The sequence below is a fragment of the uncultured Microscilla sp. genome, from assembly GCF_947493425.1.
Taxonomy (GTDB): Bacteria; Bacteroidota; Bacteroidia; order Cytophagales; family Microscillaceae; genus Microscilla.
Map to the genome: position 1 here is coordinate 1 of NZ_CANLRP010000103.1, position 25,119 is coordinate 25,119.

At 41.9% G+C, this 25,119-nt stretch carries 18 protein-coding genes; 5 read left to right on the plus strand and 13 right to left on the minus strand.

What is annotated here, in order from left to right; all coding sequences use genetic code 11:
• From Q0954_RS21960 to Q0954_RS21980, 5 genes are all read right to left on the minus strand, one after another.
• Window positions 1-287 (minus strand): hypothetical protein (locus Q0954_RS21960; RefSeq protein WP_299460442.1); only part of this gene is annotated, 287 nt, incomplete at its 3' end.
• A gap of 4 nt (window positions 288-291) precedes the next feature.
• Window positions 292-1,353 carry a hypothetical protein gene (locus tag Q0954_RS21965; protein WP_299460445.1) on the minus strand — a complete coding sequence of 354 codons (1,062 nt, stop codon included), beginning with the start codon at window positions 1,351-1,353 and terminating at the stop codon, window positions 292-294.
• Window positions 1,354-1,491: 138 nt separating this feature from the next.
• On the minus strand, window positions 1,492-1,770 hold the full coding sequence (locus tag Q0954_RS21970; RefSeq protein WP_299460447.1) for a hypothetical protein: 279 nt from the start codon (window positions 1,768-1,770) through the stop codon (window positions 1,492-1,494).
• A gap of 250 nt (window positions 1,771-2,020) precedes the next feature.
• Window positions 2,021-2,302 (minus strand): hypothetical protein, encoded by a 282-nt coding sequence (locus Q0954_RS21975; RefSeq protein ID WP_299460449.1) that lies wholly within the window; start codon window positions 2,300-2,302, stop codon window positions 2,021-2,023.
• Between the two features lie 262 nt (window positions 2,303-2,564).
• Window positions 2,565-2,768 (minus strand): hypothetical protein, encoded by a 204-nt coding sequence (locus Q0954_RS21980; RefSeq protein ID WP_299460451.1) that lies wholly within the window; start codon window positions 2,766-2,768, stop codon window positions 2,565-2,567.
• A gap of 780 nt (window positions 2,769-3,548) precedes the next feature.
• On the opposite strand from Q0954_RS21980, the gene Q0954_RS21985 reads away from it, so the two are divergent.
• Window positions 3,549-4,244, plus strand: a complete 696-nt coding sequence (locus Q0954_RS21985) for a DNA-binding domain-containing protein (RefSeq protein WP_299460454.1) — start codon at window positions 3,549-3,551, stop codon at window positions 4,242-4,244.
• Between the two features lie 266 nt (window positions 4,245-4,510).
• Here the strand turns inward: Q0954_RS21985 and Q0954_RS21990 are convergent, their stop codons facing one another.
• Window positions 4,511-6,034, minus strand: coding sequence for a tetratricopeptide repeat protein (locus Q0954_RS21990; RefSeq protein ID WP_299460457.1), 1,524 nt, complete (start codon window positions 6,032-6,034; stop codon window positions 4,511-4,513).
• A 123-nt stretch (window positions 6,035-6,157) separates the two neighbouring features.
• On the opposite strand from Q0954_RS21990, the gene Q0954_RS21995 reads away from it, so the two are divergent.
• The 3 genes from Q0954_RS21995 to Q0954_RS22005 all read left to right on the plus strand — a co-directional run bounded on the left by Q0954_RS21995 (window position 6,158) and on the right by Q0954_RS22005 (window position 7,694).
• Window positions 6,158-6,355 (plus strand): hypothetical protein, encoded by a 198-nt coding sequence (locus Q0954_RS21995; protein ID WP_299460460.1) that lies wholly within the window; start codon window positions 6,158-6,160, stop codon window positions 6,353-6,355.
• 601 nt (window positions 6,356-6,956) lie between these two features.
• Entirely contained in the window at window positions 6,957-7,145 is a 189-nt protein-coding gene (locus tag Q0954_RS22000) for a hypothetical protein (RefSeq protein WP_299460463.1), read from the plus strand.
• A gap of 357 nt (window positions 7,146-7,502) precedes the next feature.
• Window positions 7,503-7,694, plus strand: coding sequence for a hypothetical protein (locus tag Q0954_RS22005; RefSeq protein WP_299460466.1), 192 nt, complete (start codon window positions 7,503-7,505; stop codon window positions 7,692-7,694).
• A 373-nt stretch (window positions 7,695-8,067) separates the two neighbouring features.
• Here the strand turns inward: Q0954_RS22005 and Q0954_RS22010 are convergent, their stop codons facing one another.
• The 7 genes from Q0954_RS22010 to Q0954_RS22040 all read right to left on the minus strand — a co-directional run bounded on the left by Q0954_RS22010 (window position 8,068) and on the right by Q0954_RS22040 (window position 21,242).
• Window positions 8,068-8,892: a hypothetical protein gene (locus Q0954_RS22010; RefSeq protein ID WP_299460469.1), complete on the minus strand. Its 825-nt coding sequence runs from the start codon at window positions 8,890-8,892 to the stop codon at window positions 8,068-8,070.
• Between the two features lie 418 nt (window positions 8,893-9,310).
• Window positions 9,311-13,234, minus strand: a complete 3,924-nt coding sequence (locus Q0954_RS22015) for a PAS domain S-box protein (RefSeq protein WP_299460472.1) — start codon at window positions 13,232-13,234, stop codon at window positions 9,311-9,313.
• A gap of 325 nt (window positions 13,235-13,559) precedes the next feature.
• Window positions 13,560-15,638: a GAF domain-containing protein gene (locus tag Q0954_RS22020; protein ID WP_299460475.1), complete on the minus strand. Its 2,079-nt coding sequence runs from the start codon at window positions 15,636-15,638 to the stop codon at window positions 13,560-13,562.
• 252 nt (window positions 15,639-15,890) lie between these two features.
• Window positions 15,891-18,887 (minus strand): DUF2339 domain-containing protein, encoded by a 2,997-nt coding sequence (locus Q0954_RS22025; protein ID WP_299460478.1) that lies wholly within the window; start codon window positions 18,885-18,887, stop codon window positions 15,891-15,893.
• 130 nt (window positions 18,888-19,017) lie between these two features.
• Complete coding sequence (locus tag Q0954_RS22030; protein ID WP_299460481.1) at window positions 19,018-19,773, minus strand: hypothetical protein; 756 nt, start codon at window positions 19,771-19,773, stop codon at window positions 19,018-19,020.
• 85 nt (window positions 19,774-19,858) lie between these two features.
• Window positions 19,859-20,314 carry a hypothetical protein gene (locus tag Q0954_RS22035; RefSeq protein ID WP_299460484.1) on the minus strand — a complete coding sequence of 152 codons (456 nt, stop codon included), beginning with the start codon at window positions 20,312-20,314 and terminating at the stop codon, window positions 19,859-19,861.
• 259 nt (window positions 20,315-20,573) lie between these two features.
• Window positions 20,574-21,242, minus strand: coding sequence for a response regulator transcription factor (locus Q0954_RS22040; RefSeq protein WP_299460485.1), 669 nt, complete (start codon window positions 21,240-21,242; stop codon window positions 20,574-20,576).
• Between the two features lie 913 nt (window positions 21,243-22,155).
• Here Q0954_RS22040 and Q0954_RS22045 point away from each other — a divergent pair.
• Window positions 22,156-25,098 (plus strand): hypothetical protein, encoded by a 2,943-nt coding sequence (locus Q0954_RS22045; protein ID WP_299460488.1) that lies wholly within the window; start codon window positions 22,156-22,158, stop codon window positions 25,096-25,098.
• The last annotated feature ends 21 nt before the right edge of the window (window positions 25,099-25,119 follow it).

Below are 25,119 nucleotides of genomic sequence, written 5' to 3' on the forward strand. Positions count from 1 at the left end.
AAGGTATGTAACAATTTGTGGTTTTTATTCTTTAAACAAGCCACCAACCGTTGCCTATAAAGCTTTTTGCCTGCCCTCGCTTTGCTTTCAATATAATATGCCCGGTCTGGAGAGTACCTTCTCTGAGTATCTATTTGAATGGTTTTAGGCAAATTTCCACGAGCATCTACAAAAGCTTTTACGTGGTAAAGCTCCACATGGGAAGCTACTCTTACCACTTGCTGAGCATAAGTTTTTTGGTGAGCGCCCACCCACAAAGCACAAAACAAAAGGACGAGTTTCTTCATTATTTCAATTGTTAGGTTGGTAAGTAACTCCTTTAATTCTAATGGCTTCTTTAATGGCGTTTACATACGCTTGTAAAAAAGCTTTGTCATCGTCAGTAAGCACATAATCAGTTGCCGAAAACTTACGCAAGGCAAAGGATGTTTGCGTACTTTGACTTTCCATTGGCAAATTAGTATAAGGTCCAGGAGTTCCGTTACTATATCTACTGTTTTTTACTTCGTCCAGCGTGTTTGTAGATGCTCTCGTGGGCAACTCCAGCAATCTTGAGCGCTCATAACCAGCCAATTCGTCAACTAAATCATGTAAAGATGCGGCTCCCCCTCTATCACCTTGAACAAAACTTAATTCTCCAATTTCAAACTGGTATGCATGCTTTAGTTCGTGGGCAAAAATAGCCAACGCCTCATTCCCACTCAAATTACTCCCTAACTTGATATCCACAGCACCTGTCTGAAAGTTAAACGTAGCTGCCCCCGAATTACCCTCATTTCCTGCATCGTTTCCTGTAGTTATATTATAAGTTTGAGTAGAGTTTTCCAGGACTTTGATTTCATCCAAGACCTTACTTAAACCAACATTTTGTGTTTCATTTCTTGTAATTCTTGCACGTGCTCTTCTGGCAGCTCTAGTTTCGTCTCTTCCTCTTGCTTCCAAATTGGCTATTGTTCTTTGGTCTCTCTCTATTCTTTCATTATTTCTTCTAATTAGCTGATCTATACGTGCTTTTAAGCTATCTATATATGTTGTATCGCCTTTGATAGTACTTTCTTCTGACTGTTCTTCTAAACAAGTATTTTCATTTTTTCCTAATTTAAAAGTCTCTTTAGCTTTGCCATTTTGCGCCCCCTTGCTTACAGGGCGTTGCTTTGCCTGTATAGTGGGCTTTCGATCTTTTACTATGGGGCTGTGTTTTGCCTGTATAGTAGGTTTTGAGTCTCTGACAATCGGGCGTTGTTTGGCTATTATGCCTCCTTTTGGCTGAGAGGCTTTTGGCTTTTTCTGTACAGGCTGTTGTTCATTTTGCGCCTGTTGCTGACTGTTTTCTGGTTGTATTTTATCTTGCATTACTTGCTGTTTGTGATACGTAAAGTTACTGTTTTTTTTGAGATTGTTAGAACTGTTGAATTGTTCCGCCTGACGGCTGATTGTTTCAATGGTTGCATTGTTGGCGCGAGGCGTAGCCACTCCCGACTCCCCACTATTTCACCCTTCTTCCGACTGCATCTCTACTACCTCGTGGCGGCTAATGCTGAAGTGCTCGCATACCTCGTTGTAAAAAGCGCCACGGGCTTGTTGGCTGGCAAAAGCAATGCGGTGCTTGCCTCCGTTTACCATTTGTAGCCGTACGGCGGGCTGATCCCACCAAATGTCGGGCGTAATGCCCAGTATTGCTTCCATTTTTAGCAAAGTAGGCGCTTGGTGGGGTGGTTGTAGCTCTATTGCCGCTATTTGGTTGGCTTGGTGTTGTTGTTTTTTAGTCATTTTAGTTAAACTGTTAGGATTGTTTGAATGGTTTTATGGTACTCTACCCTACTATTTTTCGCCCTGATTTGTGTCTCCACAAATCAAACCACCCACAACCTTAAAAAACGACTTATTTTAGGGTTTCGATCGGTTGGTGAAAACACACAACCGAGGCGGGAACGGTACTTTTTAAAAAAAGCTGGGTAGAGTAGTTTGATGGTTTCCCGTTCTGCAACGAACGGGAAACCATCAAACCATTCGCAATTAATTATTTTGTACCCTCGCCTATCAGTTGCCCTAATAGTTGGTTATACTCCTCATAAAACTTTGCCCCTAGCATAGCAAGGGCAGCCCTGGCAAGTATGGCATCTCGTTCGCTGAGCGGTTCGTTGTTTTGCAGGCGAGTTTGCAGCTCCTGAAAAAACCCTAAACTATTGGTGTAGCGGGCGGGCATTTGTTTTGCATAAGGGTAAGCAGCTTTGGCCTCCCTTGGTAATTGAGGTACAGTATGTTGTAGCCTTTTCCAGTACTTTTTTATTGCTTGTATCATGTGATGGTTTATTGTTTAATTTTTAACCTTATGGTTTTACTATTTGATATTTTTTTCTCTCGACTATCGTCTACTGACTCCCGACTAAAAAGCTAAAGGGCAGCCAAAAGCCACCCTCTAAGCAGCGATCATTAACTAAACCACTGGCAGGGCTTGCTATTATCCCTAATTAGGTTTGACCACTTATTGGGTGCTAACCACGCCTGCCAGGGTTTCCCTGTTTATCAACTAATCAACCAATTATCAGCTTCCATCTATTGTCTTAGCCATTGATCAAATCTTCTATAGCCGCTTCGGTCATAGTTTTCTCATAGGGGCTTAAGGGTTCGCCCCGCCTCAGCTTGGCTATAGCGCGGGCGCACACCTCCCGGCAATACTCTAGTTTGACTTCGCGCACCTTGTTTGCCTGGGCAAGGGGCACAGGCTCAGAGGCAGCTTGTTTTCGTTTCTTTCTGAATAAATTCATGTTTTTCGTATTGTTAAGTTTTAGTTTTTTTTGTTCTTTGATTTAGCCATTAGCTTTTAGCCTTTGTTTGGGTTTTGATTTAGTTTTTAGCCATCAGCTTTTAGCCTTTTTTTAACTCCTGACTCCTGACTCCCGACTAAAAAACTCCTGACTCCCGACTACCAACTAAAAAACTCCCGACTACCAACTCCCGACTAAAAAACTCCCAACTAAAAAGCTAAAGAGCAGCCAATGGCTACCCCTTAAGCCATACCTAATGCAACAACACCCACACTACAGGTGCTGTATACTGCAAGGGAAAGAGGGCACGTTGCACCCCCTCTGGTTTTTAAAGAAAAACTGAATCTGAAACGGCACCCGATGCGTTGATCAGTGCCCAAAAATCAGAAACTATGATGGCACAAAACTAAGGGGTCAACACACGCCAAACAAGGGCTAAAGTGGGGTGTTTACTTTTTGTTTGGGGGCTGTTACTTTAGCCAAACTAAGGTAACAAAGCGGTAACAGGTATACATAAAACCTTGTTTTTTAGGGGGTTATAAGTGTAGGTGTTTGTACGCAACCTGTTCAAAGTTTTTTTTTAACATTACTTGTTTTTTTTTGAGAGGCAGGCAATGTATACCCAAGTATACACCTGTATTTAGGGTGGTTTTAAGTTTTTTTGTGGTATTTTTTATATACATATATTACATTGGCAAAGCCACAACATCTGCCCCGCCTACCCCGTAGACAATAAAAAAAATGTATCTACTTTTCAACTTTTTAAACCCACACTAAATTATGGCAATCAAATATGCGCTTTATGACAACCAAATGACCAGCGACCCCAATGACCACATGGCGCAGGTGCAACACGACCAAACCCTGAGCCTTGACAATATCATAGAAACCATGATAGGGCGTGGCTCTACCATTACCAAAGCTGAGGCACTATCGGTACTTGAGGAGTTTTTTGATGCCATTACCGAAGCCATCAAAAACGGAAACGCTGTCAATACCGAGCTCATCAACATATCGGTAAGCCTTAAGGGGGTATTTACCGATAGCAACGACCGCTACGACAACAACCGCCACCACGCCAAAATAAACATACAGGCAGGTACCCGCCTCAAAAAGGTATTGGGTGAGCTATCGTTTACCAAAACCGAAGCAAGCAAACCCGTGCCTACTTTGCTTAATTTTAAAGATGTAGCAAGCGACTCCAGCAACGACACCCTCACGGCGGGTGGAGTAGGGCAGGTAAACGGTAGTCGTCTAAAAATAGCTATTGACGACAACGACCAAGGCGTGTTTTTTATTGCCAGCAATGGCACCGAAACCAAAGCACCTACCATTATCCGTAACAAACCCTCTGAGCTTATTTTTATGGTTCCTGCCGGGCTTGCCAGTGGTAGCTACAAACTAGAGGTAAGGGCTAAGCTTGGGGGCAAGGGCATAAGAAAGGGGCAATTGCTCGACGAACTCGTGGTAAACTAAGCCAGCCAATTTGCCCACATACCAAAAAAGCACTGAGAAACGTTTCTCAGTGCTTTTTTGGCTGCAGCCCTATAGGGTTTGGTGCTGCAGCCCTATAGGGTTTGGTGCTGTAGCCCTATAGGGTTTGGTGCTGTAGTCCTATAGGGTTTGATGCTGTAGCCCTATAGGGGTTTGATGCTGTAGCCCTATAGGGGTTTGATGCTGTAGCCCTATAGGATTTGGTGCCGTAGCCCTATAGGGGTAACCAGGCAAATGAAACAAAAACGCTACCCCAAATCTTTAAAACTGCTTACTTTTAACTGCTCTCTGAGCCGTTGTGCTCTCATTTTTGCGGCGCCTTCGCTTGTCTTGAGCGCCAAGCCTATTTGTTTGTAGGGATAGCCCCGTGTTGCCAACACCAACAGCTTTGCCTCGTCGGGCTTGAGCTCACGCCCCAAACGGTGGGCAGCCTCTTGCAGGGGTTGCATTTCGTGGGGTTTGAGCTCATCTACTCCTTTTATAGGGCTTGTTTTGATGGTCTCCACAAAATTGGTCTGGGCTTGCATTTGTTCGGTTTCGGCGCGTATTTTTTGGGTACGTGCCTTGTATAGCCACAGCCCCGCTATAGCTATAGCCGCCACCATGACCAACCACCACCAAGGGGTGATTTGCCGTACTATGTTTACCCTGGGCGTGGTGCGGGCTATTACCAGCGAGTCGCGCAGGGTTACATTTACTTTGGTTTTTTGGAGTAGCCTATACTCGGCACGTTTGCGTTGGGCATACCACTGCCGCACCTGGGCAAAGTAGGCTTTTTCGTGCTCACGGGGCCATATTCGCCCTATGAGGTTATAGCCGCTGTGGTACATGTCGTAGGCGGTTTTGTGGGCAAACTTTTGTTGAACGGGCAAAGCATTGTTGCCCCCCAGTACTTGCAGCAACGAGTCGAACTTATGGTAGGCTTGCCCGGCCTGGCTTTTTTGTAGCTTTATATAATGCACCAAACCTTGCACCCCCCAATAGTACGCCCACGCCTTGGGGCTGGTGTGCTCCAGGCTTTGGGCTTGCCGTAGGCTTTGCTCGGCAGCGGGTAGGTTTTTGCTCTGCAAATAATACCAGGCAAGTTTTACCCGACGAATGCCCTCAGTAGAGGGGCGCGCCTTGGCTTGGTGCAGGGCGAGGCGTTGGTAATATACCGCCGAATCGTATTTGTGCTGGCTTTCCTTGAAACTGGCAAGGTCGGTATAAATGCTTGCCAACTTTGTTTTGCCAGGGTTACTAGCCACCAAACGCCTAAAGCAAGTGTCTGCCGCAAAAAAACTACCTTGAGCATGGTAACAATTAGCTAACACCTGCAAAGCCCTGCCAAGGCTTTGGGGGGTGTTGAGGCGGTGAAAGTTTTCTATGGCCTTGATAACTACCGGAATGGCGGCTTGGTAATTCCCTGCATCGTAATGGCAAAGTGCAATGTTTTTGAGCATGACTGCCTTTTGGGTAGGCTTGGTATACAAGTCATAGGCTTGTTGGTAATGCTGGATGGCAAGCCCGTAGTAGCCTTGTTTGCGGGCATAAAATCCAATCAGCCAATGGGCTTGGGCTTGTTCCTGGGGCTTTTGGGTGGCGCTGGCGGCTTGGCGGGCGTAGTGTATCGCCGAGTCGGGCTGAGCACTACCCACCCGGTAGGCTTGGGCGTAGAGGCGGTCGTACCGACTTTTGGGTTGGGGGTGGTTGGTTGTTTGAGCACTTGCCCAGGCAAAGGCCATGCATAGAGCAAGCCCGGCAAGGGATAGGCGTAGGGTAATGGATAACATAACTATAGTTAAATAATAAGTGGTTTGGGTGAATATATTTTAGATGTTTCGTTTGTTTGTACCAAAGGCAGTATTTTTGCAAAATATACCTAATGTACAACACTTAAAATAGTATACAAAAGAATGAAAAAAAACAGAAAACAACACAAAATGTTGCGGGATTTTTACAAAGACGCTTGCAGCCCCCAACAAATGCAGCAAATAAAGGGGGGGAATTGTTGTAACACAGGCGATGACGGTGACGGAGGAGAAACCCCACCTCCACCGCCCAGCGCTATGGCTAGGGTAGTACCGCTCTGGCAAAAGTGGGGGAGCAAATAGATAGGGATTGAATGGGGGCTTGATGAGCCCTCTTTTTTTTGGGGGTGAGCTTCAATGGACTTAAATTATGAATGGTTTAATTACGAATTACGAATGAGTCAATTACGAATGGGCGCAAAGCCCCGCTCTTTTAAGTCTTCCGAAGGAGACTTGAAGGTTTTAATAGGGGGAAGTCTTCCGACTTCCTTGCTCGCTGGTTTAATTCCCCCGACTTAACACCTGCACGGCTCTTTTAAGCTCTGGACAATGTGTCATTAATAATCGCAGAATAAGCTCAGAGAAGAAGTCAAAAGACTTCTATTCATCAATAGTGTAAAGTCGCCCTGCGGGAAGACTTTACACAGCGGGGGACTACCAACTAAATTACAAATGGTTCAATTACGAATTACGAATGAGTCAATTACGAATGGGCGCAAAGCGCTACTGACTAAATTATGAATCGGTTTGAAGTGACTATGGTCTACCGACTACTGACTATGGACTAAATTGACTATGGTCTACCGACTACCAACTCCGGACTAAAATTTGGTTTGTTTGTGCCCAAGGCAGTTTTTTTGCCCATAAGCTTAATGTATAACACTTTTAAAGAAAAGACAAAAGAATGAAAAAAAACAGAAAACAACCCAAAATGTTGCGGGATTTTTACAAAGATGCTTGCAGCTCCCAACAAATGCAGCAAATAAAGGGGGGGAATTGTTGTAATGAAAGTGATAATGATGGACACCCCCCCCCACCGCCCAGCGCTATGGCTAGGGTAGTACCGCTCTGGCAAAAGTGGGGGAGCAAATAGATAGGTATTGAACGGGGGCTTGGTTGCCCCTTTTTTTTGGGGGTGAGCTTCAATGGACTTAAATTACGAATGGTTCAATTACGAATGGGCGCAAAGCGCTACTGACTAAATTATGAATCGGTTTGAAGTGACTATCGTCTACCAACTACCAACTACCAACTACCAACTAAATTACGAATGGTTTAATTACGAATTACGAATGGGCGCAAAGCGCTACTGACTAAATTATGAATCGGTTTGAAGTGACTATGGTCTACCGACTACCAACTCCGGACTAAAATTTGGTTTGTTTGTGCCCAAGGCAGTTTTTTTGCCCATAAGCTTAATGTATAACACTTTTAAAGAAAAGACAAAAGAATGAAAAAAAACAGAAAACAACCCAAAATGTTGCGGGATTTTTACAAAGATGCTTGCAGCCCCCAACAAATGCAGCAAATAAAGGGGGGGAATTGTTGTGAGGAAAGTGATGATGGAGGAGTAACCCCCCCTCCACCGCCCAGCGCGATGGCTATGGGAGTACCGCCCTGGCAAAAGTGGAGGAGCAAATAGATAGGTATTGAATGGGGGCTTGGTGAGCCCTCTTTTTTTTGGGGGTGTCCTAGCAAGGGTTTAAACGGAAAGCTTGTCCTATAAGGATCGAGACTTCCTTGTATTCAAGCTTTCAAGTCTCCTTCGGAAGGGCTTAAAAGAGCGGAGAACACGCCTTTTGGTCTGGCGCAATAGATAAGCTATTTTACATAAGTTTTATTCTCAATATTATCAAACCGAGTCTACAGTAAACTGTAGACTCGGTTTTTGCTTTGAGTAAAAAACCTATAATGACTACTGACTTATTAGAGAAGTTTAAGCTTCGCTGCATTCAAGCTTATTACAAGCTATATGGTTGGCATAAGGCTTTTACTTTATGAACCGTTGAGCAGTATTATTTATACATCATCACCCAGATGTAACGGTACTTGGTATGTGGGTGAAAGCCTACCCCAAAGGATTTGTATTCAGGGTTTAGGATTTGCTTACGGCGGGTTCTTTCCGGAATGTCTTGATCAAGCAAAAGGTCAAGTACAATGTCAAGTGAGGTACTTTTGCCAAAACCTAAAGTAGTAGCAAATTTGGGAGTACCTTTGATTTTGTCTAACCCTTTGGTACCAAAGGCTACTGCCATGCGCTTGGCTGGCATCAGCAACACCTCATCTGCCTTAAGAGGTTCCATAGGTTTAGTTTCTAATAACTTGGTATACAGTTCGCGGGCTACTGGATTACGCATTTTTTTATCCATTAAGTACTCTCTGGCAAACTTAGGGGGGTTGGTTCGTGCCTTGTTCAACAACAACACCATCTCTTTTTCTACAGCACGCATACCAGGCACTCCATTGGCTGTATTGAGTTTGTTATAATCCCACCCGGCAAGTTTCTCCAAGGCTGCCGAACTCATTTTTTTACCTCCTCTAATAGTTACATGCATTACCCCCGCACTGCGTGCGCTCATGTAGGTATCTGTAATATTGGCAAACAACTTGAGCCGTCCATCGTTTTTGGCAATAAGACTGCCGCCCGACTGTACAATAAAAGGGTCGCCTTCACCTATTTGCCCCAGCAAAGCCCCCAAATTACCATATTGGTTGATAGCACCTAATGCAGAATGCCCGTGGTAATCTACTTTTGCCATTGGTTTTTTGAAAGTCCAGGAGCCAGTGACCACAACGATCATTTTCTCGCCTTTTTTGAAATAAATATTGGTAATAGCCATTTTTTTAGTGCCAACCCTGAGCTTATGCTGAGCCAGTACAGGAAAGGCCGTGATGGACAGTAGAAAAAGTGTTGTTAAAAGTGTATAGCTTTTTTTACGCATATTCATATATTTTTAAGTTGAAAACTCCTCTTTGGAACCGTTTTAGGCTCAGTTATATTCAATAGTCCATAGTATTTAGTCGATAGTCCATAGCTGATTCAAGTAAATATTCACCTTGTTAAATACTGTAAACCAGTATTTTATATTAAGATTGTGTACTCACTTTATTTTTAAAAGTGTGTCGGTTTTATGCCTAAACACCCAATTAAATAGTTTTTAAATTCATCAATGACTGATAACCAGCAAACAACTTTGACTAAAATCACTGCGGAGTATTGTTATAACGGTCAAAAAAAAATTAGGATAAGTGATGATACTATAAACTAATACCCATGACCAAAATATCGTCAATCTGGTTATAGTATTTTTTTTCCGAATCAATGGGGTTCATCCAAAAATCCAGTGTTTCATGCAAAATTTCATACTGTTCTGCCATTGGCTTTTGGTGTATGTTTTCCAACAGCTCTCTAAACCTTAGTGTCATAAATTTACGCCCTTTTTGACCACCAAACTGGTCTTGATAACCGTCTGTAGCCAGGTACAACGTGAGTGTTCCTGGCACTTTAGGGTAAGGTATCTGGTGGTTTTTGAAAGTACGTTCCAGCTCTAACTGTTCGCCACCCAATGGCAACCTGTCTCCTTTTACTACTGTCATTGCCCCACCCTTTACCATAAGCAACGAATGTTTAGCCCCGGCAAAGTCTATAGTTTTGTTCTTTTTGTCAATGGTCAAAATACCAATGTCCATTCCGTCATTATTGTCCAATTCATTTTGGCGCAAAACCTGCCTTATCAGGCGATGCACTTCTTGTAAAATCAGGTTAGGTTGGTGTATTTCTTTATCATGCACTACCTGATTGAGCAAGTTAGTGCCAATCATGCTCATAAAAGCACCTGGTACCCCGTGTCCAGTACAATCTACCACCGCAATAATATTTTTATTCTGATGATGCTCACGTTTTTCTGCAAACCAATAAAAGTCACCGCTTACCAAGTCGCGGGGACGGTAATAAATGAAAGAGTTGGATAAGGCTTGTTGTATTTTATCCAGTGGTGGTAGTATTGCTCGTTGAATACGCTCGGCATACTCTATACTGTCTTTGATCACATGGTATTGCTCTTGAATAGCTTCGTTTTGCTTTTCTACTTGCTTGTTTTTCTTATCAAGCAATTCATTTTTTTCGTTCAGAATGGTATTCATCAATGCCGATTCTTCATTCATCAACTTAAGCGTTTGCTCATACCTCAACCTACTCAAAGCCCCTCCTATCCACTCTGCTAACAACAAAATAAAATCTTTGTCTCCTTGGCTAAAAGCTTTAGACAATGCCTGAGTTGATGAAAAACTCAAAGTACCAAATATTTTCCCATCTAACCGTACAGGCACTCCAATATAGGCCAATGTCTGAAACTGAGTATAACAAGGATGGCTACTATAGGGAGTATCAAGCACTGAGTGAAAAGCAATGATTTTATCTTCACGCAGTGTAATCTCACAGTAAACCTTGTCCAGAGGGAAAAACTGCCCTACAGTAATGGTATCATCCAATGGATAAACACTGTATACTTGATACTCATTTTCAGTTACTTTACTAATAATGCCTACTTCCAGTCCTAACAAACGAGTGGCAAACTCTAGTACTTGGCTGAGTTGCTCTTCAAGGTTGCCCGAAATGTCAGAAGTAATCGAATACATCGTTTCGGTACGCTCCTTAGCCCTCAACATTTCTTCTTCCAAAGCTTTCCTTTCGGTAATGTCAACTTCTATAGACACAAAGTTTATCAACTGGCCATAGTCATCATATACAGGTGCCACGCTTAAATTTACCCAATACTTTTCACCATTTTTTTTATATGCTACAATATCAGTAGACGCTTCCTTACCTTCCCCCATTCTTTCTATCAGGTAAGCTACTGTTGTCTCATTGGTATCTTCACCATGCATCAACTCTCCGGGGGTTTTGCCAACTGCCTCATCAAACGAGTAACCCGACATTTGAATAAAGCCTTGATTTACCCATTGTAGTACGCCCCGCTCGTTGGCAATCATTACAGCATTGCTGGTTTTGCTCGCCACCAGTGACAACTGCTTGTATTCTTGTGCTATTCGCTTGGTTCGGCTCACATCACGCGCAAAAGTGAGAATTTTTTGAGGCTCTCCATTTAGGTTTTTTACTACGTTGTAGGCGCCTGCCAACCAGATGTTGTCACCATTTTTGGTACGCAACAAAAACTCTCCCTGTTTAGACTCCTGGGCTAGTAACTCTTGCCAAAAACCCTGTATTTCACCTTCGGTATATATCTCCGATACTAACAAGTGATGGTGTTTTAGTCCTTGTATTTCATCAGCACTGTAGCCAATAAGATTCAAAAATAAGTCATTTGCCTTGATTACACGTCCATTTAGGTCAAGCTCAATAGTAGCATTGAGTTGGTTTACTGCCTTATATTGGGTTTCAAACTCCAGGTTTTGCAGTTTCTGCGCTGTAATGTCATTGGTAAGTAATATAATTTTGCTAATTAAACCTTGCTGGTCTATAATGGGGGTATAACTGGTAGAAAACCACAACTCTGTTTTGTTTTGGGCAATAAACTTAGATTCTCCAGAGGCTGGAATGCCTTTAACTAAGTCACTCCAAAATTTTTCATACTTTGCCTGATCATATTCTTCTGTACTAATCAGGGTTTGATGGTCTCGCCCAATCAAAGCTTCTCGTTCGTACCCAGTTACATAACAAAAAATAGAGTTTACTTCAAGAATTTTACCCTTAGGGCTAATTTCTACAAAACCCAAAGTACGGTTAATGGCAGATAGTTGTCCTCTAAGCTCCAGGCTACTTTCTGTCAATTGATCGTTAATGGTTCTGATCTTATCAAGGTGCTCCCGCATGGTTTTTTGCCGATCCGACAAATGTTGATTTGCCAATACCAAAGATTCTGTTTTTTCGGCTACAACTTTTTCAAGATTTTTGTTGGTGATATCAAGTTGATCGGTAAGTAGCTCGGCACGGGTAAACGCTAAAGAAAAACGCAAGGTAAGTACATAGGTTTGGCACAAGATAAAGAACAAAAAGCCTAGATCGAAAACGTATCCTCCGTCTTTTATATAACCGTTTGCAAATAATATATCATGGACAACAGCGGTAAAAAATACCACCCAACCCAACAGGAAAATACGGGTGTATCTCTGTTTGAAGATTTCAGACTTGATCAAAGCATAAATGATATATACTCCAGACACAATCGCCATTACCTGAAAAACTTCTGTAAGAAACGAAAACCACAGAGGGGGAGTGAATACGACCAGCAATGATGCTATAGTGGCTACCGTCATATTGATACGTACTACGATACGGTGTATTACCTGTGGAAAAACCGAGTAACAAAAAAGGGTGAAAATACCTACCGCAGAGTAAAAACCGAAAAACTCCATTTTGACAAGCAAAAACCAAGGTACGTTTACAAACTCAAGTAAGGGGCGCTCGCCTACCGACAGGATACGAAAACATACCAATAAGCAAAATACTCCAAAGTAAAGTGCTTCTTTGCTTTTACGACGCAGCCAGTAAATGCTTATGTGGTAAATGCCCACAAAAAATATCATGCCTGCCAATAGCATGTCAAACATAATTTTTCGCAAACGTGCTTGTGCCAATTGTTTGCTTTGCCCCAGTACAATGGAGTTAATAATGCCTGACTTACGGTAGTGAAAATTGGACACTTGAATAATGAGCTGTAGCTCTGACCAGTCGGGCGCTACCTCTACTACACAAGGCTTGTACTCAGGGCGGCTGTGCTCTTTGCTTTTGGCGGCTGTACCTGCTTCCAGTATCAATTTTGAGTCAATAAATACCCTACCACTGGTACGAAAAACAGGAAACTTGAGACCTAAGGTGCCAGGTCGCTTTTTGGGTAAGCGTATTTTAACCCTATAGGTAGCAAAACCTTGCAATGGCACTTTCCTTTTTTTGATAGAGATATTGTACCAATTATTGGGTACTGTTATGAAGTGTGGCGCAGGAATGTTTTTTGGGAAAGTAAAATCTTGCGATACCAAATGATGTTTCCAGTAAAACTCCCAGGCACCATCGAGTTTGATTGACCCATATTTTTCAAAGTCCCAATTTTGCAAATCAATCACTCCGTTTATCACGGCAGGTATTTTTGCTGGTCGTTTTGACTGACAGGAATATAAAGTCAAGATGAGTAAAAAGATGCCAAAAAACCTGATCTCTTTCATAATGTTTTTATTCAACAACTCCCCGTGTACGTAGTACTACTTGTATCTAAAATGCATCAAAAGAATATCAAACAATTAACAGTGCTTGTTCAAAAGTAAGTTGTAATCGAGACAAATAAAAGAGATTTTGAACTCCAAAGAAAGGCATGCTCTACACTATTTAGCCGTTGTCTCCTCAAACTTCGGCAAGCAGTGTTACTGCTCATGACAAACGCTGTATTGCTGCCTATTGTTTCTTATTGATGGTAAGTAATTGTGTAATATTGGTTACTATATAAACAAATATAACGATTTAAGCCATTAAATAAACCCTACAATTTATTTTTTAATGTTTAACAAAACTAACTGTGGGTTGGGGAGTAATAGTGGGCAACTCGACTACAGTCGATAACTTGATAATTTTCTTAAGTTGTTGATTATGGTCAAGCACTGGGGTGTAGGTCGAGTTGAGGGTAATAGTTTTATTGAAGCGGGTACAATACTCCAGACGGCTTTTTTGTGGGGTTCCTTGCAAGAGTTTAGCCCAAAGTTGGGTATATTTTTCCGACTTTGGTGTGGTCTCGTTCAATAACACTGTATAATGTTTACCTAACAAGTCGGCGCGTTCGTAGCCCAGCTCGTTCAAAAACAAGGTATTGGCCTCTATAATATTGCCTTGCGGGTCAAACTCTGCCACTGCCAAAGTACGTTTGGTGGCCGAAACCTGCCCTATCAATTCGGTACGCTTATTTTCCAGCTCTTCGTTGGCAGTTTTCAATTCTTCAGCAGTTTGTCTAATGCGTTCTTCCGACATTTTCAGGTGTTGGTTTTGGCGCTCTATATGTAGGTATACCCTGGCATTATACAAAGCTATGGCAGTGTACACCGCAAAGTTTTGCATAATATTAAGATGATAGTCGGTATAGGCATTTTTGCGGTAACTCTTAGCGGTAATGACCCCTACTACCTGCTCTTTGACAATAAGCGGTATATAAATGGCCGATTCGGGCTCTTTGTCGTACCCTTCTGATAAGGATACACCATTGACATATCTGGAAGCTTCCTCAGTAAAATCATTGATAAAAACTACTTCTTTGTTTTGAAAACACCATACCGAAAGTTTGGTATCATCGTCAAGCGAATCGTACCCCAATACAATTTTAGCCTCATGCTTACCTATAAAGTCTAGCTTTTGAGCAGCTTCATCAAACACACCTATAGACAGAATAGGGGCGTCTAACAATGGATTGATATTGCTATGCACTACTTCTACAATTTGCTCTATCAACAGGTTAGAGGTGATCTCTTTGCCTATATCGGTCAACAATCGGATATTTTCATATTGCCGGGTTACTTCGTCGGTACGCTCCCGTACCTTGTCAAGCATCAACTGAAAATCATGGGAAAGCTTGCCTATTTCGTCTTTGCTGTTAATTGCTGCTATTTCTATATCTTCTTCAAAATTGTGGGCAATCACCCAGTTAATCGACTGTGATAATTGCTGAATAGGGCGCCCCAACCGAGCAATGATTACATACATGAGGATGATAATAAACACCAAGAACACCAGTGTAATGCTAAGTAAACTCATTCGTATTTTGCCTGCCATTCGCGCAGACACGGTTACCAGCTCTTGAGATATTTTTTGAATATTATCGCTCAGTTTTTTCATGATACCAGCCAGTTCATGCTTATGCCCCTGTTTACTTTCTTGCCCTAGTTCCTGGTCTAGCATTACCACTTCATTAAACAACTGTTCGTAACGGGTAAGCAACTGGTTTACTGAGTCTTTGGTTAGCGGATTAAAAATTTTAGTTGCAATGTCTTCTCTAAATTCCTTCACTGCTCCCTTTACTTTTTGCTGATAAACGGTATCTTTTCTTAAAAGAAAATCTTTTTCATGGCGACGTATCATGAGCAGTTTGGCAAAGTCGAGATTATAACGTTGGGTAGCGGCTTCTATCTGGTGTATGTGCTGGCGCATGTCACCGATCAAGCCATAATCTTCGAACCCTTTTTTACGCACTTTTTTCACTGCTTCTTCAAACGCTTTCTCAGAAGCGTCAATCAACCCAATAATCTCGTCAATTTCTTTGTTGAGCAGGGTCGATTGTATTTCTTTGATTTGGTGCAAGTCTTGAAATTTTTGTTTGAGTTTATTTACATCGGTCAGGTGGGCATCTACAAACTGACTTTTACCTGTTTTAAAAAACACAGGATTGGTTACATCAAAATGAAAAAAGTCTTTTTCGAGGAGGTGTATATCTTTGGCAAGTAGGTTAATGTCTGCCACTGCCTGAGTCACTTTAGTAATGCGTTGATTGCGGTACTGTGACCACAAAAAAGTAGCAATGATAGATGCTACCAATAGCACGAATCCGGCAAATGACAATAATAATTTCGATTTTATACTCTGCAATTGCATATCAGCAATATTAAACCTTGGTATACGATGAACTTTTGCCTGTGTATGTTCATATACTGTTCCATATTTAACAAATTTTAAAATAAGTTTTGGGCAAACTTTACCAACCCATCAATGCAGTGTGTACAGGCCATTTGTCTAAAGACAAGTGCTCGCTTATGGTTTGCCAAAACCGTAACTAATCACAAGCTAAGTAAGTTGTCAACAAAAAACAAGACAATGACGCTCTGCTATCTCATACTTCTTTAGTAATCATTCCTTTGTGTCCTCCTCGTCGGCTGCCAAAATAACATGCTTGTATTTCTGGTACAGAAATGCTGTAACCAATAACAAAGTACCTATACTAATAAAAGCTAGTATGACATTGAGGGTAGAGTTATAGTTAATATCATTGGCAAATAGTTTTAACAAAGTAATTGATAAAAAGGCAAAACCCGTAAGTCGCAGATACTTGAGCCTTTTGGCAATGCCATAAGCTATAATTACTACCGAATAAATACCCCAAACCAAGGTAAAGCCAAGCTTGAACACCGACTGACGCGCTTGTGTGATAGTGAGCCCCCCGTAAAGTATAGACAAAGCAACTAGTTCAAAGCTTAGTGTAACCACTGCCAACACGTGTAACATAATAAACCATAGTTGCATTTGTCGATAGGTGAGCAATTGATGGTAACACATGACACGGTATACTGCCCATAGCATAAGAGTTATGAGCGCATATACTCCCCAGCGCAACCAGCCATAACTCTGATTTAGGTGAAGAGCCTGCAAATGCCAAAATCCTACACTTACTAATAAAATGACGCACAACACACTGAAAAAAACCAACCCATAACCAAACGATTTGAGCGGCAACCACCAACGGGCAGCAGCAGCTAAAGCGGTGATGTATGCATACGAATACATCAACAACACTATGATCATCAAGTGATAGTTGGTAGGGTTTTGGGCAAGATAATAGTGTGTTATTTCGCTAAAAAGTAATAAATAAAGCAGACCTACTCCTACAAAGTCAAACAGGTATTGCAGTATTTCAAGCAACTGATCTTTGTTAGTATGGGTATAACGGTTGTATATGTAGCCCAAACCCAATATTTCGGCAATGAGTGATATTGACACAAAAAAAGTATGGTTGAAAACAAATGGAATAGATTGACTGGACTTAAGGTATACCACCAGCCAAAGTAGTACAGTGTCATATATAGAAAACATCAACACCAGATGGTTGACATACTTGAGGTAAGTCGAACTAAAGAAATGCCCCAAGGCAAATACTACTACCGACTCTAGCAACCACCACCAAATACGGGCTTGCCCTTCGGTTTCCATAAATATGCCATAAGCCAACAACAGGGATAGCCCCGCGCTGAGGTTTTCATACAAATGCGATTGCCCGGAAAATATCCGCGAAAGCGCAAAAATCACTGCGGCCTCTATAGCCCAGGCTATAGGTATAGTTCCATCTTGGTATATCAACCCAATCCCTATAGCAAGCAATACAAATAGACCTATTGCCAGGTAGTCGTACTGTTGATCTTGCCAGATACGCGCAATACTATATGCTACAGCAACCTCTATGCTCCACCAAAACAAAAGCCAGGCATTGCTAAACTCGAATGGTAAATACAAGGCAATCAGGGTAAGCGTAAGCAAAGTAATAGCATTATATGCTTCTACTTGCCATTGACGCGATGCAGCAAACAACACGGCGGCTTCTATTGCCCAGGCAATGAAAGTAGCCCGTTCTTCGAGCACAAACGGGGTAAGCAGGACAACTCCTAAAGGAATAATTTTGATGGCATACTCCAAAGAACTGTTTTTTAATGCAGGTTTGAGCCAAAGAGTAAATAGTATTGTTGCTTGCCCTGCCCAGGTAATGGGTATCCACACCCCCTTGAACCCCAAATATGCAGCAAAACTAAGCATATAGACGCCTATATTCATAAATGGCAAGTACACTGAACTGCTGCCCTCTTGGTTGGTGTTGGCTACATACACACCTGTAGCCAAACACAAAACACTGTAAGCCAAGGTAAACAACCCTTGCCCTGGTAACATTCGTTGATACCCTTCAAGCAAATGGTTTTGGACAAAAAGCATATTATTGTATTGGAGTATGGTAGTACCTACCATATAGAAAACTACGGCATTGAGTAGGAGCAACAGTCTTTTTATTTCGGGGTGCTGATCTTTTTGGCGGGTATAGTGCACCACCAGAGTTACCTGAAAAGTAATAAAAAAAGCAAAGCTAAAAATAAGGGCAATGGGTTGCAATGGCGCATTATACGCGTGACTTACCCAAACAATGAAGATAAGCCAGGAAACTACAAAGGCAGTGAGGTCGACCCGGTACCAGTTTTTGCGAAAAGCCAATACCAGGACGCCTATGTTAATGATACAAATATAACTAAAAAACACGGCTGCATTGCCCCCACCGTTGCCAATAAGCGGAGGAATGGCGTAGGCACCTACCAACCCTATAATGCCAATAATTTCTTCGTCGAAACGGGTACTTTGGTACACGGTATACACAGTGGCAAGTAGCATGAGCGGAAACGCCACCCCTTGGGGCAATACCTGCAAAAAGACATAACCTATATAAGTAGTAAAATAAACAGTGGCCGTGCCTCCACTAAACAATACTGCACTGTAGGCGTGGTATTTTGCCTTAAGGTAATAAGACAACCCGATAAGCCCAGCTCCCGCAGTATAAGCAAGTATGAGCCTGCCCAAAGGGCTGATAAGGTTACGATCAATGGCATACTTAAGGAACACCCCTACCCCTATAATCAAGATAAGTATCCCCAACTTGCTGAGTACATTGCCTCCAATGAAATTTTCTATATTAAAGGGTTCTTTTTCAGGTTTGGGTGGAGTTGCCGCACGCTTGGTTTTATCAGCAGCATGAAAGGCAGCTATAGGTTCAGGCTTCAGGGTTTCTTCTTTGCTTGGTTTATTCTCTACAAAGCCTTCAGTTGGTGAAACTTCTTCTTTAGGTAGGTTGTCAAATATCGGAAACTTTATCGGCTTTGGGTTTTCGGTGGGCGTTTCTTGCTCCTGCTCCTCTTCTTCAAACTCTCGCTGCAAAGCCTGTTTTGCGGCTGTTTCGCTATAACCAGTGGCTGCCTTAAGTTGGTCAAGCTCTTCCCGTAGCACTACTAAGTCACGCTCGAACACGGCTGCTTGAGCTTCCATGTTTTTAATCTTGATCTCTAGAGCATAAATTTTAGCTTCCGGGCTTTGTTTCATTACAAGAGTTATTAGGTTCAACTTCTAAGTTAACCCTTTTTTTGGTAAAGCAAGAAACAAGGAATAGTATTTTATGGTGGAAAAGCCATTGCCTGCCCAACAATGACTTTTCAATCATACCACCCATTCATCAAATACTTATAGAGTGTCCATTTGTTTGCAACTGAGTCGACTTCATGTCTCCGTTTACTTCGAGCAACAAGTCTACAACAACCGTTTGATGGTTGAGTAATAGGTGTAACTGATATGTATAAGTACCCGATGTAGCTGTTTTGACAGTAGCCTGCCACAAGTTTTCGTGCTGTTTGGGTGGTGTAATGATCCCTTGATTAACTGCCGATCCAGCTATTCCAGTAACTTCTACCAAATCGCTTGGGCTTACCGTTTGTACTCGCCACAACAAGCTATCTTCAGGAGAACACTGGGTAGTATGACGCCCATGTTTGCTTTTAGAGGTATCAAACAAATAAATATATTTTTCGTCTTTTTCGCTCAAATAGTTGGCTACATCTGCCATTACCAACACACTGATAGGCTTTTTGGGTGGTGGTGGTGGGGTTTCGCCTCTAAAAGTATAAGTAATAGTTTTGGTCGTTTGTCCTGCTGTTACCTGATGGAGCGTAACGGTGCCCTCATGTTCAAATTGGTAAACAAATATTTTGAGCCCTACCTGTACTTCCAGCGATAAATCGGGCATTTTGGGCAACAGAGGTAATACTGCCTGACTCGACTGTACATACTTGATGCCTTGGGTTGGTTGATGGGCATTGACCCAGGTTTGCCCCAAAGCCAGGTTATCTTCCAGCGAAATAATGATTACATCGCCTTTGTTGAGCTCAAAAGATTTGCCTGCGTTTTGTTCGGTGTAGAAATGAATATTTGACATAAGTTGTATGGTATGAGGTCTGGTAAAACAAAAAGGGTGTATATAAATTGCTATATACACCCCTTATGGTAAAACTATGGTAAACTTATGCTACCAATTCGTGCTGACGTACCACTTTCAAGAATGGATCATAAGTATAAGTGTGTCCATTAGCCCTAAAGCTTACAGAATATTGGAAGTAGTGATCATCCTGGAAATCACGAGACTGAACACTAGACTCCCAGTATACACGGTTGGTACCAGCATTTTGGCGAGGAGTGTTCATGATACCATTACGACCGAAAGCACCTTCGCATGACTTTCCATCAGGGCCATTTGGGTGTTGTAAGCAAGTAAAGCCAGTAATATCGATCTGATCGCTTGGGCTTACTGCTACAATGCTCCATCTTACGTTGTCACCAGCTACTACATTAGAAGCAAGCTCGTGTCCACCTTCACCAGTACTACCTTTTACATTGTCAATCATGTGGATGTACTGAGCGTCACCACCTGAAGATATAAAATCTGCTACGTCTACAACTAATACGATATTAACTTCCATTATTTTGTTTGGTTAAGTTTATTGATTGATAAATATTTTTTCGTTTTGATGTTACAAAGTTGCCACAATTATACCTGATATATAGGGGTAATAATACCCGTTTGACAAGGAAAACAAAGAATGGGTAAAAAGTGCAATGGACTCAGGGCATAAAAAAAACGACCCTGAACGGAGTCGTTTTGTGAATAACACCTGAGTGATTTTTTGAAAATAGCAAAGACACGACAATCTATCAATTGCCAAAATTTAGAGGTCAAGATCAAAAAGTCGATAGGTTGTCTTGGCTTACCAACTGGTTTTGCAAGGCGTAAATCACCAAACCAGCCAAATTGCGCGCTCCGGTTTTGACAAAGAGGTTGTCTTTGTGCCCCTCTACAGTGCGTCGCGAAATAAACAGCTTATCGGCTATCTCTTGGGCAGTATATTGCTCGCACAACAACCGCAACACTTCCATTTCGCGATCGGTAAACTCACCTTCATTTATAAACTTAGGACGAGGAGGGCGAGGTTTGATCTGTGAACGTAGCACTTCTATTTGTTCTTCCATAAAGTAATAGCCCTTGGTATGCACCAAGGCTATTATTTTAAGCAAGTATTCGGGCGAAATTTCTTTAGGTACTAAAGCATTTGCGCCCGTTTTGAGGGCGTATCCGGTAAAAGTTTTTTTGTAGTATGACGACATCAAAATATACTTCATGTCAGCGTGTGTTGCTTTGAGCTTTTTGATCAACTCGGTTCCCTCCATATCAGTCATCTTAAGGTCAAGCAGCACCACTTGGGGCGGTTCTGGAGTTTTTTTTATCTGACGCAAAAACTCCTTGCCACTAAGGGCTGTGAATAAGCATTGAATGTTAGACTCTTTTATTAAAAAACTTTCTAATAACTGAGTAAACAATTTCTCGCCGTAAGCAAGGGCTATTTTTATCATAGATGTTAGCGTTTATAGGATTGTAAAGCTGAATAGTTTTTAATGAACAGTGGTTTGGTTTCATTGCGCTGGCAATGAACTTGGTATGTTGGATAATACCTTTTTTTATTCTTATAAGTAAATTCAGGGAGATTTAAAGGGCAAGTAAATGGCTATTGATAAAGGTATTTGACAGAAAGTAAATAACGGCAGTATTGTAGGTTTTTGCCACTTGGCAACCTCTACAGCCAGAAGCGTAACGACAGTGCTCCACCTGGAGCCCTGTGCATACTTTTTTTGTGGTTTTTGCAAGGATATCATGTATAGTGGTAAAAATAAGTAATTACTTCAATGGTTGGTTGTGAGAACCCTGTCCTAAGTTAACACAAGTACCCCTAACCCACAAACTATGTGACATTTCATCTGTAAAAACACGTGTTTCTACCTATAAAGCAAAGACAAACCGTACTTTTTTAACACCTTACCCAAGCTTGTATTACCTGTATTGGATTACTTGAAAGTATGCTAACAAAAACAAGCAAAGGCCGCAAGCAAAAACAATGCTTTGACTACTGGGTGAAAGGTTTTAGACGATGAATACAGCTGTTTTCCTTTGCACTCTCATCAAAATAGCATAATTTCGCTAAAATTTATAAAACGTCCAGTTAGGTTTTAATCATCAAACGATAAAATCAGGTACTGGATGCTCCCCAAATACCAGGGAGAATAATCCCCACCAAGTAGAAAGTGTTCTGCTTTGCCGAGCATCTACTCAATGTAATTGAAAGGGATTGAAAAATACACAAGTATTAAGATAGCATTAGTTTTACATTGACAAGTGCCAACAGTTTACAGGCATTTATCGCTTGTGGCTAATCACTTGCTACTACTTACTATTAGAAACACATTTTATACGAATGAAACCGGAGGCGCAATGGATTTAACTAACATTCCCTTATTTAAGGAAATCATACAACAACCCACAATTTTTATATATGGAACCGAAGAGGTTCTGTCAAAAGATATCTTAGCAACAGTTAGCTCTTTACACAAAAAAATTGCTCATTTCTATAACATAGGCCTCGACCGTCAGATAGATGACTTTGTGGCTATTCAGGATGAACTGGACATTGCCGATTTTAACAATTACAATGTAATTGCCTGTGGTATAGACCCTACATCCAAGACTTTTTTAGCCAAACTTAAAACCCACTCAAAAAAAGCCTTGGTGTTTTTTGAATCTATTGGGTTTTTTAAGCACCTCTGGGAAAAAGACAATGTTACGATTATAGAATCGTCGCTTACTGCTTATGTCAAACAACTAGCCAGTCCTGCCAAGGAAGAAGAAACTGAGGCAGCCACCAATACTCCCCCTACCCAATCTGCCGACTTTATAGGCAGAACGCGTGAGCTACAGTTACACGAAGATTTTATGCGCAACTATGACACCAGTGCCTGCAAAATAATTGGAGGACACGGCATTGGTAAAAAAGCGTTGCTCAATGAAATAACGCGTCAGTATTACCGTCAGGAGGCGCATACTTTTGTAGTTACCTTTAAAGACAAAGAGGCTAACGCCAACTATATACTCAACACGCTGTACCCACAGTTTGTAGAAAAAGGCATTGAACTGGGGCTAAGCGATGACGATGTTAAAAACTTCAGGCTTGATCTGAACAACAAAGATGAAGAAGCCGCTCTACCCAAAGCCATTGAGCAATTGTTTGCCACATTTGACAAGCTCACCAATGCCCGCATTGTGTTTTACAATGTAGAGATGGTGCTCAACAAACCCAAAAGAGGGCGCTTGTTTCAGATAAATAACGATGAAATTGGTGAGTTTTTCCATTTATTGCTGCAACGCGACGGATATGCTACTAACCAAAACAAAGTATATTTTGTATCTACTCAAGACTTTGATTTTGACTATGTAGATGACGATGATTTTGCTCAGTTGATAGACTTGCGACCATTGTCGGTACCCGAAGCCAAAGCGCTTGCCAAGCATAGCCTTACCCAACTGGGTGCTGAAGATAAAGCCGGACAAGTAGACGGACTGGATGATTTTGGTTTTGCCAAAACACTGGGAGGCAACCCTCAGTTAATTCAACTCTTTGCCAGAGCCGCTGCCCGTACCGACGCTGCTGCTATTATTAATAATGAACAACTTGGTAAGCTGTCTGATACCCGCGACAAGGTAAAACACCTGATGCGCCAGGCAACATTTGATAAAGTAGAAACTCCAGTAATGATGCCTTTGGCGCTGTTTAGAGAAAGTTTTTCGCAAGAATGGCTCAAAGAGCAAAACTTAAGTGCTAACCCAGCCGAGGCTATTGACTATTTGCAAAAGCACTTGCTGGCTGATGTAGACGAAGACAAAGTGGGCTTCTATTACATTCCGGTACATATTCGCCGTTATGTAAACGATTTGCTGAAGCAAGAAGAAAATACTTTGTACCGTGAGTTGCACAACCGCATTGGTGAAACCTACTGGACAAAAGCCAACCAAGGGAGTTTGGGTAGTGCCGAAGCTTACCAGGCAGCTTTGTATCACTTTGAGCAGGCACAAAACTATGAGCGTGAAAAAGAGTTTATTCAAAAGGCTCCTCAACGCTACTTGCAAAAAGCAGTAAGCAGCTACAAACAAGCCCAATTGGAAGATGCTTTTTATTATTTCAATGGAGTGTTTCAGCACAATGCCCAACTGCTGGATAATCGCAACATGTCGTCGTTTTTAAAGAGCGCAGTTAAGTCAGGACAAGGTAATCCGGAAGACTTGTTTGCCAAAGCCTTGGAAATTTACAGCAATGATATGTTTATTCGCAATGCTTATGCCGACTATTTGTTTAAAAACGGAAAGCTGGATGAAGCAGAAGCATTGAGCCGCCAAAGTCTGGAGATCAACAACCAAGACTTTGTTTCAGGAATTTTGTTTGTGCAGGTTTTGCAAAAGCAAGGCAAAAAAGAGGAAGCAACTACAGAGCTTGCCCGTTTAGAAGAAGTGCTGCAACCTCACGAAGATTTAGACGAGTCAGGCAGACGTAATCTGTCGCAAGTATTGAATATGCGTTTTAACTTGTTGGAGCATTATACAGCATTAGAAGCTATTCAGGCGCAAGCCATTAACTTGTTGAAAAGCGACGGGGTAAATGGCAGCCAGTTAGATTCTTTGGCAAAAGCACCTATAGCCCGCGATGATTTTAGTAAAATAGAAAATGCTACTACTACAGTGCTTGACCACGAGCAGGCAGACAAGCGTGCCAAACGTACTCAAGAGGCAATAAGAAGGCGACAAAACAGCCGTACCCATACCCAGTCGGTGATAGAGGCACTGGAAGCTAACAACACTGCCAATAAGCCAAAAATAGAAGCACTTATCAAGGAGGCAGAAGAAGTAGTAAATACTGCACACACCATATTGGACAACTGGTTACTGATAGAAAATAACAACTTCAGGGCACTGTTTTCACGCGTAAGCGTATTGCGTCACGAGGCAGACCTCAATATGCTCAAAGATGCTATAGAGCGTAGTTATACCGAACGTGAAAAGCCACCAGCCACACACCGCGAATACTTGATTCACTTGATCGAAAGTGGACAGTTGCCTGAGGCGATCAAGCAGTTTTTGGAAACTGTAGAAAAGACAAACCGTTACAAAAATCTACGCGATGAGTTTTTTCCCTTCCTTATTCAGTTCAATCAACTAAAAAATAAATTAGCCGATGCCAGCCAGGAGCTGTCAGAAACTGAACAAAAAACGCTGACCAAGGTAGGAGATGTATTACGACGTATTCTTAAGCGCTACAAACCTGATACAGAAGATACAACCAATTATGATGAGCTGATAGAAAGCAGCGCATCAAGCACTACGGTGTAGACATACACACCCAACAGTGTA

Coding starts and splice junctions, on each gene's coding strand:
- Q0954_RS21965 (WP_299460445.1), bottom strand. CDS start 1,353: ATGCAAGATAAAATACAACCAGAAAACAGTCAGCAACAGGCGCAAAAT.
- Q0954_RS21970 (WP_299460447.1), bottom strand. CDS start 1,770: ATGACTAAAAAACAACAACACCAAGCCAACCAAATAGCGGCAATAGAG.
- Q0954_RS21975 (WP_299460449.1), bottom strand. CDS start 2,302: ATGATACAAGCAATAAAAAAGTACTGGAAAAGGCTACAACATACTGTA.
- Q0954_RS21980 (WP_299460451.1), bottom strand. CDS start 2,768: ATGAATTTATTCAGAAAGAAACGAAAACAAGCTGCCTCTGAGCCTGTG.
- Q0954_RS21985 (WP_299460454.1), top strand. CDS start 3,549: ATGGCAATCAAATATGCGCTTTATGACAACCAAATGACCAGCGACCCC.
- Q0954_RS21990 (WP_299460457.1), bottom strand. CDS start 6,034: ATGTTATCCATTACCCTACGCCTATCCCTTGCCGGGCTTGCTCTATGC.
- Q0954_RS21995 (WP_299460460.1), top strand. CDS start 6,158: ATGAAAAAAAACAGAAAACAACACAAAATGTTGCGGGATTTTTACAAA.
- Q0954_RS22000 (WP_299460463.1), top strand. CDS start 6,957: ATGAAAAAAAACAGAAAACAACCCAAAATGTTGCGGGATTTTTACAAA.
- Q0954_RS22005 (WP_299460466.1), top strand. CDS start 7,503: ATGAAAAAAAACAGAAAACAACCCAAAATGTTGCGGGATTTTTACAAA.
- Q0954_RS22010 (WP_299460469.1), bottom strand. CDS start 8,892: ATGGCTATTACCAATATTTATTTCAAAAAAGGCGAGAAAATGATCGTT.
- Q0954_RS22015 (WP_299460472.1), bottom strand. CDS start 13,234: ATGAAAGAGATCAGGTTTTTTGGCATCTTTTTACTCATCTTGACTTTA.
- Q0954_RS22020 (WP_299460475.1), bottom strand. CDS start 15,638: ATGCAATTGCAGAGTATAAAATCGAAATTATTATTGTCATTTGCCGGA.
- Q0954_RS22025 (WP_299460478.1), bottom strand. CDS start 18,887: ATGAAACAAAGCCCGGAAGCTAAAATTTATGCTCTAGAGATCAAGATT.
- Q0954_RS22030 (WP_299460481.1), bottom strand. CDS start 19,773: ATGTCAAATATTCATTTCTACACCGAACAAAACGCAGGCAAATCTTTT.
- Q0954_RS22035 (WP_299460484.1), bottom strand. CDS start 20,314: ATGGAAGTTAATATCGTATTAGTTGTAGACGTAGCAGATTTTATATCT.
- Q0954_RS22040 (WP_299460485.1), bottom strand. CDS start 21,242: ATGATAAAAATAGCCCTTGCTTACGGCGAGAAATTGTTTACTCAGTTA.
- Q0954_RS22045 (WP_299460488.1), top strand. CDS start 22,156: ATGGATTTAACTAACATTCCCTTATTTAAGGAAATCATACAACAACCC.